Below are 16,777 nucleotides of genomic sequence, written 5' to 3' on the forward strand. Positions count from 1 at the left end.
TTGGAGTACGTTGGTAGCAGTCAGATGCGGACGCCTGGGTCGGAATCCAATGGCGCTTGAATGCGACGCGCAGGCAGTGGACTATTCGCGGACTCCGCCGACAGGCTCCCGCCACGATCCGCATGTCCAGCTTACCGCGCCCCAAACGCTCCTACACCGCCTATACCTCTGCCCTGCTGGGATTGCTCAGTCTTTTCGGCGTGCTGTGCTTCCACTTCCCCGAACTGCTGACCAGCAAGGAATTCCGCGCGGTCTACAGCGAAACCTTCGCCCGCAACCTTCTGCTGGTCGGCCTGGTCGCGGCCTTCCTGCTGGGTACTCTGGCCATCCTGCGCGGCCGCAACCGGCGCGTCGCATTACTCGGGGTGGGCAGTGCCACCTTGGCGGTGCTGGTGGGCGGGACCAATGTGCAGTTCGATTCGATAGGCAAGACCTCCTATTCGCTGGGGCTGGACTGGTTCGTGATCTCGCTGTTCTTCTCGGCACTGGTGTTCGTGCCGATGGAACGCTTCCTGGGCAAGCGCGACATCTCTCCGCTGCGGTCCGGCTGGCGCACCGATCTGGCTTACTTCTTCATGAGCCATGTGCTGGTGCAGTTCATCCTGATCCTGGTCACCGCCTCGACCTCGACCATCGCCGGGCTGGCGATGTTCCCCGCGCTCAAGGCCGCGATTCAGTCATTGCCGGTGTGGGCACAATTTCTCATCGCCGTGTTCGTGGCCGACCTGGCCCAGGCGTTGCTTCACCGCGCTTACCACAACATCCCCTGGCTCTGGCGTTTCCACGCCGTGCACCACTCCAGCCGCGAGATGGACTGGCTGGCGGGTTCGCGCATCCACTTCGTGGAGATCGTGATGACCCGCAGTGCGGTGCTGCTGCCGCTGCTGATCCTGGGCTTCTCGGCCTCTGCGGTGAACGCATACGTAGTACTGGTGGGTCTGCAGGCCGTGCTTGCGCACGCCAACCTGGGCATCCGCTTCGGGCCGCTGGAATATCTGCTGGTGCTGCCGCGCTACCACCACTGGCACCACGCGCGCCAGAAGGAATACATCGACGTCAACTACGCCATCCACCTGCCGCTAGTCGACATGCTGATGGGCACCTTCAAGCTGCCGCGCGATCAGTCGCAATGGCCTGTCGAGTATGGGGTGATGAAGCTGGAGACAGTGCCGCGCGGCATCGTCGAACAGCACCTGATGCCGTTCCGCGGCAAGAAGCAGTACGACGATTTCGTGAGCTGATCGTACCCGCTCACGCCGGTAGAGCCGAGCTTGTTCGGCTCTACCGGGCTAGGTCCAGTCGGTCAGCCCTTCGCGTGCGTAGACTTCTTTGAACGCCGGACGCGCTTTCATGTTCTGCGCGTAGGCCAGCAATACCGGCCAAGTATCCGAGGGCTTGGGCATGTTCCGCGACCACCGCATCAGCATGGTCAGCAGGAAATCGGCGGCGGACAGTTTTTCACCGAGCAGATGCGGACCATTGGCCTCGAGGTGATCGGCGACCCGCTGCCAGGCGCTTTCGATCTTCTGCCGTGCGTGCTGTTTGACCGCTTCTACATTTTCCGCGCCGGCGATCTCGGGCGGATAGAACCACGCCCGGTAAGCTGGCTGCAGCGTATTGGCCATGAACAGCATCCAGCGGTAGTACTGGGCGCGTTCGGGCGAACCGGCCGGCGGCGCCAGACTGGCATGGGGATGGCTATCGGCCAGGTGCATAACTATGGCCGGCGCCTCGGTGATGGTCTGCCCGTCCTGCACCAGCGTGGGCACCACGCCGGCCGGATTGAGTTTCAGGTATTCGGCCGATTTCTGTTCCTGCTTGTCGAAATCGAGCAGGTGCAGCGTGTGCGGAACATCGAGTTCGATCAGCAGCCAGTGCACGACTAGGCTGGCGGTGCTGCGCGAACCATAAAGTGTCGTCGACATTCAAGCTCCTGAAAGTTTTGAGCCCCTCTCCTACGGGAGAGGGGTTGGGGTGAGGGTACGGCGAAGTCCAGGCAGTGGCGCCACATGGACTTCGCCGTACCCTCATCCGCCTTCGGCACCCCGTATCAAGTACGGGGCAGGCTCTTCTCCCGGAGGGAGAAGGAGAGAAAAATCATTCCACCACCACCGGAATCTTGCCGATGCGCGCCTGCCATTCCTTCGGCCCGGTGTTGTGCACTGACGTACCCTGCGAATCGACGGCGACGGTCACCGGCATGTCCTGAACTTCGAATTCGTAGATCGCTTCCATGCCCAGATCGGCAAAACCAACGACCTTGGCCGCCTTGATCGCCTTGGAGACAAGATAAGCCGCGCCACCGACCGCCATCAGGTAGGCGGACCGATGCTTCTTGATCGCCTCTATCGCGGCCGGACCACGCTCGGCCTTGCCGACCATGCCCATCAGCCCGGTCTGCGCCAGCACCTGTTCGGTGAACTTGTCCATGCGCGTGGCGGTAGTGGGGCCGGCCGGGCCGACCACCTCATCGCGCACCGGATCCACCGGGCCCACGTAATAGATGAAGCGGCCCTTCAGATCCACCGGCAGCGGCTCGCCCTTGTTGAGCATGTCGATCATGCGCTTGTGCGCGGCATCGCGGCCGGTCAGCAGTTTGCCGTTGAGCAGCAGTACCTCGCCCGGCTTCCAGCTGGCGACGTCTTCCTTGGTCAATGTATCGAGATCAACGCGACGACCCTTGCTGGCGTCGTAGGTCAGCTTCGGCCAATCCTCCAGTGAGGGTGGATCCAGCATCACCGGCCCGCTGCCGTCCAGTGTGAAATGCGCATGGCGCGTGGCGGCGCAGTTCGGAATCATCGCTACCGGCAGGTTCGCCGCGTGGGTCGGGTAGTCCTTCACCTTGATATCCAGCACCGTGGTCAGCCCGCCCAGGCCCTGCGCACCGATACCGAGCGCGTTGACCTTTTCGTACAGCTCGAGCCGCAATTCCTCGGCGCGATTGGAGGCGCCGCGCGCCTGCAGATCGGTGATGTCGATGGGCTCCATCAACGCTTCCTTGGCCAGCAGCATTGCCTTTTCGGCGGTGCCACCGATGCCGATGCCCAGCATGCCCGGCGGGCACCAGCCTGCGCCCATGGTTGGCACGGTCTTCAATACCCAGTCGACGATGGAATCGGAAGGATTGAGCATGGCGAATTTGGACTTGGCTTCCGAACCGCCGCCCTTGGCCGCGACGATCACCTCGACCGTATTGCCCGGCACGACTTTCATGTTGACCACGGCCGGTGTGTTGTCCTTCGTATTGGCGCGCTTGCCGGCAGGGTCGGCCAGCACGCTGGCGCGCAGTTTGTTGTCCGGATGGTTGTAGGCGCGGCGCACGCCTTCGTTGGCCATGTCCTCCACGCCCATGGTGGCGTCGGCCCAACGCACGTTCATGCCGATTTCCAGGAACACGGTGACGATGCCGGTGTCCTGGCAGATCGGCCGATGGCCTTCGGCGCACATACGCGAATTGATCAGGATCTGGGCGATGGCGTCCTTGGCCGCTTCCGACTCCTCGCGCTCGTAGGCAGCGGCGAGATTGCGGATGTAATCGACCGGATGGTAATAACTGATGTACTGCAGGGCGTCGGCGACGCTCTGGATGAAGTCTTCCTGTTTGATCGAAATGTCGATCGCGGCTGGGGAATCTGGACTCACGACTGGCTCTGTGGCTGGCTGGGTTGCGTAGCGGATTTTACCCGAGTGGCGGGCCGTCATTGCGCCGGAAGCCGTATTGCCGCAACGTCCCCTTGAAACCCGCTGGAATCGCGTATGCCCTCCAACCCCCGCTTCCTGATGTGCCCACCCACCCATTTCGCGGTGGATTATGTGATCAACCCCTGGATGGAAGGAAATCTGCACTCCGCAGATGCCGCCCGTGCGCAATCGCAATGGGCGGCGCTGCACGGAGTGTTATCGGACCTGGCGGGAATCGACCTGATCGCAGCGGGTGAGGGCCTGCCGGACATGCCTTTCACCGCCAATGCGGGGCTGGTGCTGGGCGATGTGTTCGTGCCCAGCCGCTTCCATCACGCGCAGCGGCGGGGCGAGGAGGCTTTGTTCACCGATTGGTTCGCGCAGCAGGGGTTCACCATTCGCCAGCTACCGGCGGGAATGGATTTCGAAGGGGCCGGTGATGCGCTGCTGGACCGCGACGCGCCCAGGCTCTGGCTGGGCCACGGCCATCGCAGCGATGCGGGCGTCGCGCAGGAAGTCGCGGCCATGTTCGATCTGGAAGCGATCCCGTTGCGCCTGTCCGATCCCCGCTTCTACCACCTGGATACCTGCTTCTGCCCACTGACCGGCGGCTGGCTTCTGTACTACCCGCCCGCCTTCGACGCCGAGGCTATCGGCGCCATTGCTTCGCGCATACCCGAGTCCCGTCGCATCGCCGTTTCCGAACAGGATGCTTTGGCCTTCGCCTGCAATGCCGTCAATATCGGCACGAGCGTAGTGGTCAACCGCGCCAGCAGCGCATTGAAAACCGCTCTGGAGAATGCGGGGTTCGAAGTGATCGAGACGCCGCTCGACGAATTCCTGAAGGCGGGCGGCTCGGCCAAATGCCTCACTCTGCGGCTGGACGAGCCCTAAGCCGCCCTTCGATTTCGTAATTCACCGCGCCCACGGCACAATGCCGGCATGGCCGAACCGACCCCTGCCTCAGCCGCGCCGGCCGCCGCCTCTTCCAGGCAGGGCAAATCCGGTCCCAGCCTGCGCGAGCGCTTCAATGCGATGCGCAATCTGCCGCCGTTCCTCAGACAGATCTGGGCCACCAGCCCCTGGCTGACCATCAGCAGCCTGGGCTTGCGCCTGGTGCGCTCGCTGCTACCCATCGTCACCCTGTACATCGGCAAGCTGATCATCGACGAGGCAGTACGGCTGGTCGGATTGGGGCTGGGTTTCCAGGACCTCGGCGAGGCCTACCGCAGCGGGCAACTCAACCCACTGTTATGGCTGCTGGTGCTGGAGTTCGCGCTGGCCATCCTTTCGGATCTGCTAGGGCGCATGGTCAGCTACGCCGACTCGTTGCTGTCGGAGCTGTTCACCAACGCCACCAGCATCCGCCTGATGGAGCACGCCGCCACCCTGGACCTCGAGGATTTCGAAGACCCCGATCTGCAGGACAAGCTGGACCGCGCGCGCCGCCAGACCATGGGCCGCATGAACCTGATGAGCACCTTGTTCGGACAGGTGCAGGACGCGATCACCGTCATCAGTTTCGCCGCCGGCCTGCTGGTCTATGCGCCGTGGTTGATCGCGCTGCTGGCGGTGGCGCTGATCCCGGCCTTCGTCGGCGAGGCGCATTTCAATGCAATGGGTTATTCGTTGAATTACGCCTGGACGCCCGAGCGCCGGCAGCTGGAATACGTCAAGCAGACCGGCGCCAGCGTGGAAAGCGCCAAGGAAGTGAAGATCTTCAATCTGCACCACTTCCTGATCGGCCGTTACCGCACCCTGGCCGACAAGTTCTACAAGGCCAACCGCTCCCTGGCCAAGAAGCGCGCCTTCTGGGGGGCGGTGTTCGCCGCATTGGGGACGCTGGGTTACTACATCGCCTATGCCTACATCGCCTGGCGCACCGTGCGCGGCGATTTCACCATCGGCGACCTGACTTTCCTTGCCGGCAGCTTCCGTCGCTTGCGACAGTTGCTGGAAGGGTTGCTGGTCGGGTTCTCGCAGGTCGCCAGCCAGGCGCTTTACCTGGACGACCTGTTCTCTTTCTTCGAGATCGAACCTGAAATCACTTCGCCGGAAAACCCGGTCGCCATTCCCAAACCGATCGCGCGCGGCTTCACTTTCGAGGACGTGGGCTTCCGCTATCCCGATGCCGAACGCTGGGCAGTACGCCATCTCACTTTCGAACTGCGCGCCGGCGAAGTGCTGGCGCTGGTCGGCGAGAACGGCGCGGGCAAGACCACGCTGGTGAAACTGCTGGCGCGCCTATACGACCCGGACGAAGGCCGCATCCTGCTGGATGGAGTGGACCTGCGCGAATACGACATCGAGGACCTGCGCGCGAACATCGGCGTTATTTTCCAGGACTTCGTCCGTTACAACCTCACTGCCGGTGAAAACATCGGCGTGGGCCAGGTCGATGCGATGGACGACGGCGAGCGCATCCGCGATGCCGCGCGGCGGGCGATGGCCGACGAAGTCATCACCACTCTGCCCAATGGCTACGACCAGTTGGTCGGACGCCGCTTCAAGACCGGCGTGGATCTGTCCGGCGGCCAATGGCAAAAGATCGCCATCGCCCGCGCCTACATGCGCGATGCGCAGGTGATGATCCTGGACGAACCCACTGCAGCACTGGATGCGCGTTCGGAATTCGAAGTGTTCCAGCGTTTCAAGGAACTGTCGGACGACCGCACCGCCGTGCTGATCTCGCACCGCTTCTCCAGTGTGCGCATGGCCGACCGTATCCTGGTCCTGGAACAGGGCCAACTGGAAGCCAGCGGCACCCACGAACAACTGCTGGCGCAGGGCGGGCGTTATGCGGAACTGTTCGAGCTGCAGGCTTCGGGCTATCGTTGAAAGGACCGGAAGGAAAAACAAATGAAACTCATCGTATTAGTTGCACTGGCGATGCTCAGCGGCCAGCTCTCCGCTGCGCCCGTACTGGAATACGCCGAAGCCAAAGCACTGGCGGATAAAGACGAGGGATCGCTTGCGCCGGAAGCCTCGACGAGCTTGCTGAAATCGCAGGGCGAGCTACTCGACGCCGGCACCGCCGCCTGCGCCACGCCCACTCCCGATCTGTCGCCGTTCGTGGTGGTGATGGAACTCGACGCGCAGGGCAAGGTGGTGCGCACCTGGCTGCAGGGCTCTTCGCCAATCGGCATATGCATGCGCAAATACGTTTCCGGCAAGACCTTGATCGTGCCGCCGCGCGCGCCCTTCTATACCTCCCTCGAACTCTCTTTCAGCAAATAGTAGGTCGGGGCTACGCCCCCGACGCTAGGCGTGCCGAAAGTACACGCAGTGTCGGGGGCGTAGCCCCGACCTACCTTCAGAACAGCGATGCCTGCGGGTCGGCGTACGTCTACTAGTATTTCGACACGCGCCGCGGCCAGCATCGCCACGAACTCCTCCCACTGTCGGACCGAATGGCCGATGGTCCACAGGGTCGCAGGAAGAGACCGGTTCATCGCCGGACCGACAGGCAGCCGATCAGGAAAGCGAGAAAGCGTCGCCATCCAGCATCGCGGGAAATCGTTCGCGGTGCGCGGCGAGCTCTGCGCCGGAGATAACGCTGCTGACGACACCCTCTTCGCCGGTGGTTTCGATCAGCGGCTGGCCCAGGAAATCGATCACCGCACTGTCGCCCGAATATTCCAGCCCGTTGCCGTCCACGCCGACACGGTTCACCGCGGCCACGTAGCAGAGATTCTCGATGGCACGGGCGCGCAGCAACGTTTTCCACGCATACGCCCGTGCCGCCGGCCAGTTGGCGACGAAAATCTGCAGATCGAAATCCAGTTGGCCCTCGCGCTCGACGTTGTAGCGGTTGCGCGAATACACCGGAAAACGCAGGTCGTAGCAGACCAGCGGATTGATGCGCCAGCCCTTCCATTCCACCGTCAGGCGTTTTTCGCCGGCTGCGTAGCGCTTGTGCTCGCCGGCGTAGCGGAACAGATGCCGCTTGTCGTAGTACTGCAGTTCGCCATCGGGCGTAGCCCATAGCAGGCGGTTGAACACGCCCTGTTCGGTACGCAACTGCACGCTGCCGGTCACCGCGGCATCCAGTGCGATGGCCTGCTCGCTTATCCAGCGCACCGTCGGCCCGTCCATGCCTTCGGCCTTGTCGATGGCTTCGTTGCTGAAACCGCTGGTGAAGGTCTCCGGCAGGATCACCAGATCGGTCGCGTTGGCCAGCGGATTGATCAGCTCGCCGTAGTACTCGCGATTGGCGTCCGGATCGTGCCAGCGGGTGGCGCCTTGTACGAGTGAAATTCTAAGATCTTGCAAGACTCATTCTCCTTCCGACGTCGTCCCCGCGAAGGCGGGGATCCAGTGGCTTTGCGTTTCTCAGTATCGACAGAGCAAAGTCGCTGGGTTCCCGCCTTCGCGGGAATGACGAACAAAAATTAAAGTTTCAGCAACCGTTCGATCGCCGCATCCATCGTCGCATCGTTCTTGGCGAAACACAGCCGCGCCAGGCGTTGGCCCGATGGCGGCGATTCGTAGAACGGCGACAGCGGAATCGCGGTGACGCCGTGCTCCACCGTCAGCCACTTGACGAATTCCGCGTCCGGCAGATCGCTCACCGCCGAATAGTCCACCAACTGGAAATACCCGCCCGGCACCGGCAGCGGCTTCAGCTTGGTCGCCAGCAACTGCTCACGGAAACGATCGCGCTTGGCCTGGTAGAACGCGCCCAGTTGCTCGTAGTGCTCGGGCTCGTCGCGGATCATCGCCGCGAATGCGTACTGCGCGGGCGAAAAACTCGTGAAAGTATTGTACTGATGCACCTTGCGGAACTCGGCGCTCAAGGCAGGCGGCGCGATCGCATAACCGATCTTCCAGCCAGTGCAGTGGTAAGTCTTGCCGAAGCTGGAGACGACGAAGGCGCGCGCGGCCAGTTCCGGGTAGCGCAGCACCGATTCGTGGCGGCGGCCGTCGAAGACGATGTGCTCATAGACCTCGTCCGAGACCAGGAAGATGTCGGTACCGCTCAAAATTCCGGCCAACTGGCGCAGGTCGTCTTCCCCGAGCATCGCACCGGACGGATTGTGCGGACTGTTGATCATCAGCAGGCGCGTACGTGGAGTGATGGCGTCCTGGACCTTTTGCCAGTCCACCGCGAAAGTCTGCGGATCCAGGGCCACATGCACCGCCTTGGCTCCGGCCAGGTCGATGGCCGGTTCATAGCAGTCGTAGGCCGGATCCAGCACGATCACTTCCTCGCCCGGCCGCACCACCGCGTGGATGGCGTTGAAGATCGCCTCGGTGGCGCCACTGGTCACGGTGATCTCGATATCGGCGTTCACTTGCGCGCCGTAGCAGCGCAATGCCTTGGCGGCGATGGCCTGGCGCAGCGCCGGCACGCCGGTCATGGGCGCGTACTGGTTGTGGCCGGCACGCATGGCGCCGGCCAGCTCGTCCACCAGCCGTTGCGGCACGGCGAAATCGGGGAAGCCCTGTCCCAGGTTGACCGCGCCGTGTTCGGCAGCCAGCTGGGACATGACGGTGAATATGGTGGTGCCCACTTTGGGCAGCTTGGTTTCGAAGGGCATCGGCCGTTCCATGGATCGTGGGGGTGGGTCGGGGGAGTGAGTCTTGCGGAACGGGAGTGTACGCAATGACGGAGAACAGGGATGATGACGCCATGGACGGAACCACGCTTCATGACGAACAGACGGCGCAGCTGGCGACGGCCTATGCCGTAGCCCATTATTTCGTGACCATCGGGCACAGGGAATGGCTGTTCGGCGTGGGCCAGCTGGCCGACGACATCGAACGCGAGCTCGGTGCCGAACACTATCTGTTCATCACCGCCTGGAATCCCGCCCCCAGCGCCGCGACCGTGGCCCAGAACATGGCGGCCGACGAGCATCTGCAGGCGCGCATCCGGGATGGCGGATTCCGGCACTGTTCCTCGCTGGGAAGCAACGCGCAGGGCGGCGCGGTGGAATACGGCTGGGTGGTCCTGGATGTGCCGGTGGAAACCGGCGACGCCTGGGCGCGGGAATTCGGCCAGGCCGCCACGCTTTACTGGAAACGCGGCGAACCGGTGCGTCTGCGCATGCTGTGGCCGCGTCCGCCGGGCGTGGCCGACGAGCCCTACACCGACTGGGCTGGATGAGCAGGTCTGCCGGGCTGGCCCGCTGAACTGGCCAGCCGAGCAAGGCAGTTGAAGCGGGCGCGCCGTTACAATGGGCGCAGATGACCCCGTCCCCGCACTCCACCCTACCGCTGCTCGCCGCACGCGGACTCGCTTTCGCACGCAACGACGAACCGGTGTTCGGGCCGCTGGACTTCGCGGTCGGCGCGGGCGAGGCCTTGCTGGTGCAGGGCGACAACGGCGCTGGCAAGACCACTTTGCTGCGCGTCCTGGCCGGACTGCTGCGCGCGGATTCGGGCGAAATCGACATCGACGGCCACACCGCCCAGGCCAGCCTGCGCTCGCACGCCATCGCCTATCTGGGCCACCTGCCGGCGCTGAAGGCCGACCTGAACGCAATGGAGAACCTGGATTTCCTGTGCGGCCTGCATGGGCGCCGGGCGCGCCAGTTGCCGGCCGATGCGCTGGGCATGGTCGGATTGGCCGGTTATGAAGACACGCTTGCGCGCCAGCTTTCCGCCGGCCAGAAAAAGCGCCTGTCGCTGGCCCGCCTGTGGCTGTCGCCGGCGCCGCTGTGGCTGCTGGACGAGCCCTACGCCAACCTGGATCTGGACGGCATCAATCTGGTCAACCGCATGATTTCCGCGCATTTGCGCGATGGCGGCGCCGCGCTGGTGACCACCCATGGCGCCTATGCCGCGCCGCCGGTGCAGACGCGGATGCTGGTGCTGGGGGCTGCAAATGCTTGAAGTCCTACGCCGCACTCAACTCGCTTTTGCCCCCTTTGAATTTTCCCCCTTTGAAACAGGGGGCTGGCGCCGGCTCCACCGGCGACTGGGGGATTTGCTTTTGACTTTCCTCGGCGGCTCCCATCAAGAGCAAGAGCAAATCCCCCCTGCCCCCCTTTTCCAAAGGGGGGGAATGCAATTTCCCGCCGCGGTTGGAGACCGGCCGTGAACGGGCCTTCCCTGCTGCAGGCAGGCAATGCGCTACTGGTCCGCGACCTGCGGCTGTTATGGCGCCGCCGCGGCGACGCCTTCCAGCCGGCCCTGTTCGCCCTGCTGGTGGTGGTGCTGTTCGCGCTGGCGCTGGGCGGCGAACCGCAGGCATTGGCGAAAGTGGCCTCGGCGGTGATGTGGGTGGCGGTGTTGCTGGCCGGCTTGCTGTCGCTGGATACGCTGTTCCGCGGCGATGCCGAGGACGGTTCGCTGGAGCAATGGATCCTGGCTCCCGTGCCGCTTGCCTGGCTGGTGGCCGTGCGCGTACTCAGCCATTGGCTGACGACCGCGCTGCCGCTGATCCTGGCCACACCCCTGCTGGGGGAGCTGCTGCATCTTCCCCGCGATCAGCTTCCTGTACTGCTGGCTTCGCTGGCCTTGGGCACGCCTTTGCTGAGCCTGCTGGGCGCGGTGGTAGCCGCGCTGACGGTCGGCATGAGGCGCTCTGGTATTCTTGTCGCTCTGCTGGCGTTGCCGCTGTACGTCCCCGTGCTGATCTTCGGTGCCGGCAGCGTCGCCCGCAGCGCGCAGGGCCTGGACGCCATCGGCGCACTGCTTTTCCTAGGCGCGGGACTGGTGCTGGCACTGGTACTGGCGCCCCTGGCCGCTGCGGCGGCGATCCGTATCGCACTGCATTGAAGTTTCCGTACGCATGAATCCCGTCCTGCTCTGGTTCCACCAACTCGGCTCGCCGCCGATCTTCGACCGCTTCGCGGCCCGCTGGGCGCCGTGGTGTTATGCCGTCGCTTTCGTCCTGATGGGCATCGGCCTGTGGCAGGCCTTCCAGGTGCCTGCGGACTACCAACAGGGCGACAGTTTCCGCATCTTCTACATCCATGTGCCCAGCGCGATGATGAGCATGCTGGTATTCGGAGTGATGGCGGTCTATGCGGCCATCGCGCTGATCTGGCGGATCAAACTTTGCGAAATCCTGGCCATGGCCTGCGCGCCGGTCGGTGCCGCCTTCACTCTCATCACCCTGGTCACCGGTTCGATCTGGGGCAAGCCGATGTGGGGCACGTGGTGGGACTGGGACCCGCGCCTGACTACGGAGCTGATCCTGCTGTTTCTGTATCTGGGCGTGACCGGCCTGTACCACGCCATCGACGACCGCCGTGCGGCAGCGCGCGCCGCCGGGCTGCTGGCTATCGTGGGCGTGGCGCTGTTGCCGGTGATCAAGTATTCGGTGGTGTGGTGGAACTCGCTGCACCAGGGCCAGACCATCAGCCTGTTCGGCGACTCCAAGATCGACCCCAGCATGCAGCTGCCGTTCTGGCTGATGTTCGTGGCCGTGCAGTTCTGGTTCGTCGGCTCGTTGCTGTCGCGCGCGCGCGCCGACAATCTGCGGCGCGAGGCCGGCAAGGACTGGGTCGCGAAACTGGCGGCGCAATCATGACCTATCTGAACTACGTGATCGGCGCCTATGCGGTATTCGCCGTGGTGATGCTCTGGGATCTGCTGGTCCCGCACCTGCAGATCCGCCGCGAATTGCGCGCCGCGCGCATGCGCAAAGCCCGCGATGCCAAACGCGCCGAGCCCGTGGAGCTGAGCCGATGAATCCGGTCCGCCGCCGTCGCCTGCTATGGGTGCTGTTGCTAGTCGTTGCGGCGGGCGTCGCCACTACCCTGGTGGTGTTCGCCTTGCAACGCAATGTCGCCTATCTCTACACGCCTGCCGAAGTGCTGCGCGGTGAAACCGGCGAGCGTGCGCGCTTCCGTCTGGGCGGCATGGTCGAGAAAGGTTCGTTCCAACGTACACCCGGCTCGCTGGAAGTGCACTTCAAGGTCACCGATGGCGATGCGCTGTTGCCGGTGGTCTACAACCGCATCCTTCCCGACCTGTTCCGCGAAGGCCAAGCGGTAGTGGCCACGGGAACCATGAAGGATGGCGTATTCGTGGCCGAGGACGTGCTGGCCAAGCACGATGAGAATTACATGCCCAAGGAAGTCGCCGACAAGATGGGCATGGCGCACAAGAAGCACGACGTGCAGGCGCCCGCCGCCGCAACGGAACAACGCTAGATGCTGCCCGAACTCGGCCAGGTAGCGCTGATCCTGGCGCTGCTCATCGCGGGCCTGCAGGCGGTATTGCCGCTGGCCGGCGTGCAGCGCGGCAAGTCCGGCTGGATGGCCGTCGCCCGCCCCGCCGCCTACGCGCAATTGTTCCTGGTGCTCGGCGCGTTCGTGGTCCTGACCGTGGCCTTCGTCACCCAGGATTTCTCGGTCAAGTACGTGGCCGACAACTCCAATTCGCTGCTGCCCATGGTGTACCGCTACACCGCGGTCTGGGGCGCGCATGAAGGCTCGCTGCTGCTGTGGACGCTGGTGCTGGCGGTGTGGAATGCCGCGGTGGCCGAATTCTCGCGCGGACTTCCCGAACGCGTGATCGCGCGCGTGCTGGGTGTGATCGGGCTCATCAGCCTGGGCTTCCTGGCCTTCCTGATCTTCACCTCCAATCCCTTCGTCCGCCTGCTGCCCGCGCCGCTGGAAGGCCGCGACCTCAACCCGTTGCTGCAGGACGTGGGGATGATCATCCACCCGCCGATGCTGTACATCGGCTACGTGGGTTTTGTGGTGCCGTTCGCTTTCTCCATCGCTGCGTTGATCGACGGCAGCGTGGATGCGCGCTGGCTGCGCTGGACGCGGCCGTGGACCAATATCGCCTGGGGCTTTCTGACCATAGGCATCGCCCTGGGCAGTTGGTGGGCGTATTACGAACTGGGCTGGGGCGGCTGGTGGTTCTGGGATCCGGTGGAGAATGCCAGCTTCATGCCCTGGTTGGCCGGTGCGGCGCTGCTGCATTCGCAAGCGGTGACCGAAAAGCGCGGCAGTTTCCGCGGCTGGACTTTGTTGCTGGCTATCGCAGCGTTTTCGCTGTCGCTGCTGGGTGCTTTCCTGGTGCGCTCCGGGGTGCTGACCAGCGTGCATGCCTTCGCCGCCGATCCCTCGCGCGGACTTTTCATTCTGATTTTCCTGGGTCTGGTGATAGGCGGTTCGCTGGTCCTGTACGCGCTGCGCGTATCGCGGCTCGAACAGGGCGCGCCCTTCACCGCCAGCTCCCGCGAAACCCTGCTGCTGGCCAACAACGTGCTGCTGACCTGCGCTTGCGCGATGGTGCTGCTGGGCACGCTGTATCCGCTGCTCGCCGATGCGCTGGGGCTGGGCAAGATATCGGTCGGGCCGCCCTACTTCGGCCTGCTGTTCCTGTTGTTGATGGCGCCGCTGGTGCTGCTGCTGCCGTTCGGGCCGCTGACCCGCTGGCAACGCGAGGAAATGTCTCGGCCGCTGCGCATGCTGGCGCCCTGGGCGGTGCTGGCGCTGGTGCTGGGAGCGATCGCCTACTTCACCGCGCCGCAAGGGAAGTGGAAAACCGCCGCTGGCATCGCCACTGCCGCTTGGGTCGCTTTCGGCACCTTGCGTTTCCTGTGGTCGCGCTTCAAATCCAAGGGCAACCGTTTCACCGCCGAGATGCTGGGCATGACCCTGGCGCATGGCGGCATCGCCGTGTTCCTGATCGGCGCGTTGCTGGTGGAAGGCCTTAACGTGCAGCGCGAGCTGGCGATGACGCCGGGCCAGTCGGAACGGATCGGACGCTACTCGTTCCGCTACGAAGGCGTGGACGAACTGCAAGGTCCCAACTACCTGGCCACGCGTGGGCACGTGCAGGTGTTTCGCGGCGACCAGCCGCTGGTGCTGCTCAATCCCGAGAAACGCGCCTACGCCAGCGGTGGACAGGTGATGAGCGAAGTCGGCATCTACCCTGGCGTGTTCGGCGACGTCTACGTAGCTTTGGGCGAATCGCTGGGCGGCCAGGCGCGCGCGGTGCGCATCCATATCAAGCCGTTCGTGCGCTGGATCTGGCTGGGCGCCGGCCTGATGGCGCTGGGCGGTTTCGTCACCGCCACCGACCGACGTTTCCGCAAAACCGAGAATAAGTAATGAACCAGCCCGCGATGAACCAACCCGCCCCCGCGCCGAAGTCGCCGCACACCGGTGCGTTCGTCTTTGCCGGCGTGATCATCGCCCTGTTCTTCATCGGCTTGATGGGACTGCTGTACTACGGCGTGAAGCAATCGGACCGCGCCGGCCGCGACGCCCTGCCCTCGCCGCTGATCGGCAAACCGGCGCCGGCCTTCGACCTGCCGCTGCTGCACGAGCCGGGCAAGCGTTTCACTCTGGCCGAATTGCGCGGCCAGCCGTTCGTGATGAATGTGTGGGGCAGCTGGTGCCCGGAATGCCGCGTGGAGCATCCGGTGATCAGCAAGTTCGCGCTGACCAAGCGCGTGCGCTTCATCGGCTACAACCTGAAGGATCCGCGCGAAGACGCTTTGCGCTGGCTGGAGCAGTTCGGCAATCCCTACCTGATGGTGGTGGCCGACGAGGAAGGCCGCACCGCGATCGACTGGGGTATCTATGGCGCTCCGGAAACCTTCCTGGTGGACGGCAAAGGCATCGTCCGCTGGAAACACGTGGGCGCGATCACCGATGAGATCATCGCCGAGGAACTGATTCCCGCGCTTGAAAAGGCGGAAGCGGAAAAGTGATGAAGACCTTGCTCCTGCTCGCAATGCTGTTGCTGTCTCCGCTGGCGCGCGCGCAGGTCAGCGATCCCACGCCGCTGCAGTTCCGCGACGCGGCCCAGGAAGAACGTTTCCACCAGCTCACCGCCGAATTGCGCTGCGTGATGTGCCAGAACCAATCGCTGGCCGACTCCAACGCGCAGATCGCGCACGACCTGCGTCGCGAGGTGCTGGACCTGATGAACCAGGGCAAGTCCGACGCAGAGATCAAGCGCTTCCTGGTCGAACGCTACGGCGAATTCGTCCTGTACAAACCCGATGTCGCGAGCAATACCTGGCTGCTGTGGTTCGGCCCGGCGCTGCTGCTGCTGGCAGGCGCCGCCATCGTGTTCCGCATCGTGCGCAAGCGCAGCGCCGCCGGCACGGTGGCCGACGACGACAATCAGGAGTGGTGATGGCAACCTTCATCGCACTAGCCGTGTTGCTGAGCGTGGCGGTGCTGGGCGGCGTGCTGTGGCCGCTGTGGCGCGATTCGCGCACGTTGGTGTTGGGCGGCATTGCGGCGCTGGGCTTGGCGACGTTTGCCCTGTACCGCGTGACCGGAACGCCCGCTTCCATCGAGCAAGCCGCCAGCGAAGCACCGATGTCCCTGGATGCAGCCATCGCCGAGTTGCGCACCGAACTCAAACGCAATCCCAACCAGCCCGAAGGCTGGCAGCTGTTGGGGAAAACGCTTGCCTCGCAAGGCAAGATGGCCGAATCGAGCGAAGCTTTCGCGCAGGCCGTGAAGCTGCTGCCGGACGATCCGAATCTGCTGGTCGAAGCCGCGCAGGCACGCCTGTACGCGTCGTCCGAGCGCAAGCTCGATAGCCAAGCCATCGCCTGGGTGAAGCACGCCCTGACGCAGCAGCCCGGCCACCAGCGCGCGATCTGGCTGCTGGGTATTTCCCAGCGCCAGAATGGACAGCCGGCCGAAGCCGCCAAGACCTGGGAACCACTGCTTTCCCAGGTGGATCCGGCCACGGCCGCCACTTTGCGCAAGCAGATCGACGCCGCCCGCGCCGAAGCCGGCCTGTCGCCGTTGCCGGCCGCTGCCGAACCCGCTACCCGGACCGCCGGCGCCAACGCGCTGACGGTTAAGGTCGCGCTCGATCCGGACTTCGCCTCGCGCGTACGCCTGCGCGGCGACACCACCGTGTTCGTGATCGCGCGCATCCCCGGCGGTCCGCCGATGCCGGTCGCGGTGGAAAAACACAGCCTGCAGGATCTTCCCCTCAGCCTGACGCTGGACGACGGCGACAGCCCCATGCCCACGCAGAAACTTTCCGCGCTGAAGGAAGTGGAACTGATCGCGCGCCTGTCGGCCAGCGGCGACCCGATGCGCCAGGAAGGCGATCTGGAGTCCAAGCCGGTGCGCGTGAGCCTGCCGGCCGCTGCGCCTGTCGAACTGGTTCTGGGCGGCGCGAACCCGTAGCTCCGCCGGAGCGGCGC

The 16,777-nt window shown here is 64.3% G+C and carries 18 protein-coding genes; 14 read left to right on the top strand and 4 right to left on the bottom strand.

Annotated features, from left to right (window positions below):
- The first annotated feature begins 122 nt into the window (after positions 1–122).
- On the top strand, positions 123–1,241 hold the full coding sequence (locus tag BLR66_RS04235) for a sterol desaturase family protein (protein WP_093280358.1): 1,119 nt from the start codon (positions 123–125) through the stop codon (positions 1,239–1,241).
- Positions 1,242–1,289: 48 nt separating this feature from the next.
- On the opposite strand, the gene BLR66_RS04240 is transcribed toward BLR66_RS04235, so the two are convergent.
- Both BLR66_RS04240 and BLR66_RS04245 read right to left on the bottom strand, forming a co-directional pair.
- The gene (locus BLR66_RS04240) at positions 1,290–1,925 is read right to left on the bottom strand and encodes a glutathione S-transferase family protein (RefSeq protein ID WP_093280359.1); all 636 of its coding nucleotides are present in this window, start codon (positions 1,923–1,925) and stop codon (positions 1,290–1,292) included.
- 172 nt (positions 1,926–2,097) lie between these two features.
- Positions 2,098–3,612, bottom strand: coding sequence for a fumarate hydratase (locus BLR66_RS04245; RefSeq protein WP_176943814.1), 1,515 nt, complete (start codon positions 3,610–3,612; stop codon positions 2,098–2,100).
- 144 nt (positions 3,613–3,756) lie between these two features.
- Here BLR66_RS04245 and BLR66_RS04250 point away from each other — a divergent pair, with 144 nt between their 5' ends.
- From BLR66_RS04250 to BLR66_RS04260, 3 genes are read left to right on the top strand one after another with little or no spacing between them, the layout of a single operon-like run.
- Complete coding sequence (locus BLR66_RS04250; protein WP_093280361.1) at positions 3,757–4,575, top strand: dimethylarginine dimethylaminohydrolase family protein; 819 nt, start codon at positions 3,757–3,759, stop codon at positions 4,573–4,575.
- Positions 4,576–4,623: 48 nt separating this feature from the next.
- Positions 4,624–6,519 (top strand): ABC transporter ATP-binding protein, encoded by a 1,896-nt coding sequence (locus BLR66_RS04255; RefSeq protein ID WP_093280362.1) that lies wholly within the window; start codon positions 4,624–4,626, stop codon positions 6,517–6,519.
- Positions 6,520–6,540: 21 nt separating this feature from the next.
- Positions 6,541–6,918 carry a hypothetical protein gene (locus tag BLR66_RS04260; RefSeq protein ID WP_093280363.1) on the top strand — a complete coding sequence of 126 codons (378 nt, stop codon included), beginning with the start codon at positions 6,541–6,543 and terminating at the stop codon, positions 6,916–6,918.
- Positions 6,919–7,155: 237 nt separating this feature from the next.
- On the opposite strand, the gene BLR66_RS04270 is transcribed toward BLR66_RS04260, so the two are convergent.
- Positions 7,156–7,953 (bottom strand): amidohydrolase, encoded by a 798-nt coding sequence (locus tag BLR66_RS04270; protein WP_093280364.1) that lies wholly within the window; start codon positions 7,951–7,953, stop codon positions 7,156–7,158.
- A 119-nt stretch (positions 7,954–8,072) separates the two neighbouring features.
- On the bottom strand, positions 8,073–9,221 hold the full coding sequence (locus BLR66_RS04275) for a pyridoxal phosphate-dependent aminotransferase (RefSeq protein WP_093280365.1): 1,149 nt from the start codon (positions 9,219–9,221) through the stop codon (positions 8,073–8,075).
- 65 nt (positions 9,222–9,286) lie between these two features.
- Here BLR66_RS04275 and BLR66_RS04280 point away from each other — a divergent pair, with 65 nt between their 5' ends.
- The 10 genes from BLR66_RS04280 (at position 9,287) to BLR66_RS04325 (ending at position 16,760) form a co-directional block, all read left to right on the top strand.
- On the top strand, positions 9,287–9,790 hold the full coding sequence (locus BLR66_RS04280) for a DUF3293 domain-containing protein (protein ID WP_093280366.1): 504 nt from the start codon (positions 9,287–9,289) through the stop codon (positions 9,788–9,790).
- An 80-nt stretch (positions 9,791–9,870) separates the two neighbouring features.
- Positions 9,871–10,518 (top strand): heme ABC exporter ATP-binding protein CcmA, encoded by a 648-nt coding sequence (ccmA, locus tag BLR66_RS04285; RefSeq protein WP_093280367.1) that lies wholly within the window; start codon positions 9,871–9,873, stop codon positions 10,516–10,518.
- A gap of 204 nt (positions 10,519–10,722) precedes the next feature.
- Complete coding sequence (ccmB, locus tag BLR66_RS04290) at positions 10,723–11,406, top strand: heme exporter protein CcmB (RefSeq protein ID WP_093280368.1); 684 nt, start codon at positions 10,723–10,725, stop codon at positions 11,404–11,406.
- 13 nt (positions 11,407–11,419) lie between these two features.
- Complete coding sequence (ccmC, locus tag BLR66_RS04295) at positions 11,420–12,163, top strand: heme ABC transporter permease CcmC (protein ID WP_093280369.1); 744 nt, start codon at positions 11,420–11,422, stop codon at positions 12,161–12,163.
- A complete protein-coding gene (gene ccmD, locus BLR66_RS04300) occupies positions 12,160–12,324 on the top strand; it encodes a heme exporter protein CcmD (protein ID WP_093280370.1) in 165 nt (54 codons plus the stop codon). The genes ccmC and ccmD overlap by 4 nt, the downstream gene beginning before the upstream one ends.
- Positions 12,321–12,788 carry a cytochrome c maturation protein CcmE gene (gene ccmE, locus BLR66_RS04305; protein ID WP_093280371.1) on the top strand — a complete coding sequence of 156 codons (468 nt, stop codon included), beginning with the start codon at positions 12,321–12,323 and terminating at the stop codon, positions 12,786–12,788. Before ccmD ends, ccmE begins: the two co-directional genes overlap by 4 nt.
- Positions 12,789–14,705: a heme lyase CcmF/NrfE family subunit gene (locus BLR66_RS04310; protein ID WP_093280372.1), complete on the top strand. Its 1,917-nt coding sequence runs from the start codon at positions 12,789–12,791 to the stop codon at positions 14,703–14,705. It begins immediately after the preceding gene.
- Between the two features lie 14 nt (positions 14,706–14,719).
- On the top strand, positions 14,720–15,310 hold the full coding sequence (locus BLR66_RS04315) for a DsbE family thiol:disulfide interchange protein (protein ID WP_093284321.1): 591 nt from the start codon (positions 14,720–14,722) through the stop codon (positions 15,308–15,310).
- Positions 15,310–15,741 carry a cytochrome c-type biogenesis protein gene (locus BLR66_RS04320; protein ID WP_255402300.1) on the top strand — a complete coding sequence of 144 codons (432 nt, stop codon included), beginning with the start codon at positions 15,310–15,312 and terminating at the stop codon, positions 15,739–15,741. Before BLR66_RS04315 ends, BLR66_RS04320 begins: the two co-directional genes overlap by 1 nt.
- On the top strand, positions 15,741–16,760 hold the full coding sequence (locus tag BLR66_RS04325) for a tetratricopeptide repeat protein (RefSeq protein WP_176943752.1): 1,020 nt from the start codon (positions 15,741–15,743) through the stop codon (positions 16,758–16,760). Before BLR66_RS04320 ends, BLR66_RS04325 begins: the two co-directional genes overlap by 1 nt.
- The last annotated feature ends 17 nt before the right edge of the window (positions 16,761–16,777 follow it).

The organism is Pseudoxanthomonas sp. CF125 (genome assembly GCF_900104085.1).
Classification (GTDB): domain Bacteria; phylum Pseudomonadota; class Gammaproteobacteria; order Xanthomonadales; family Xanthomonadaceae; genus Pseudoxanthomonas_A.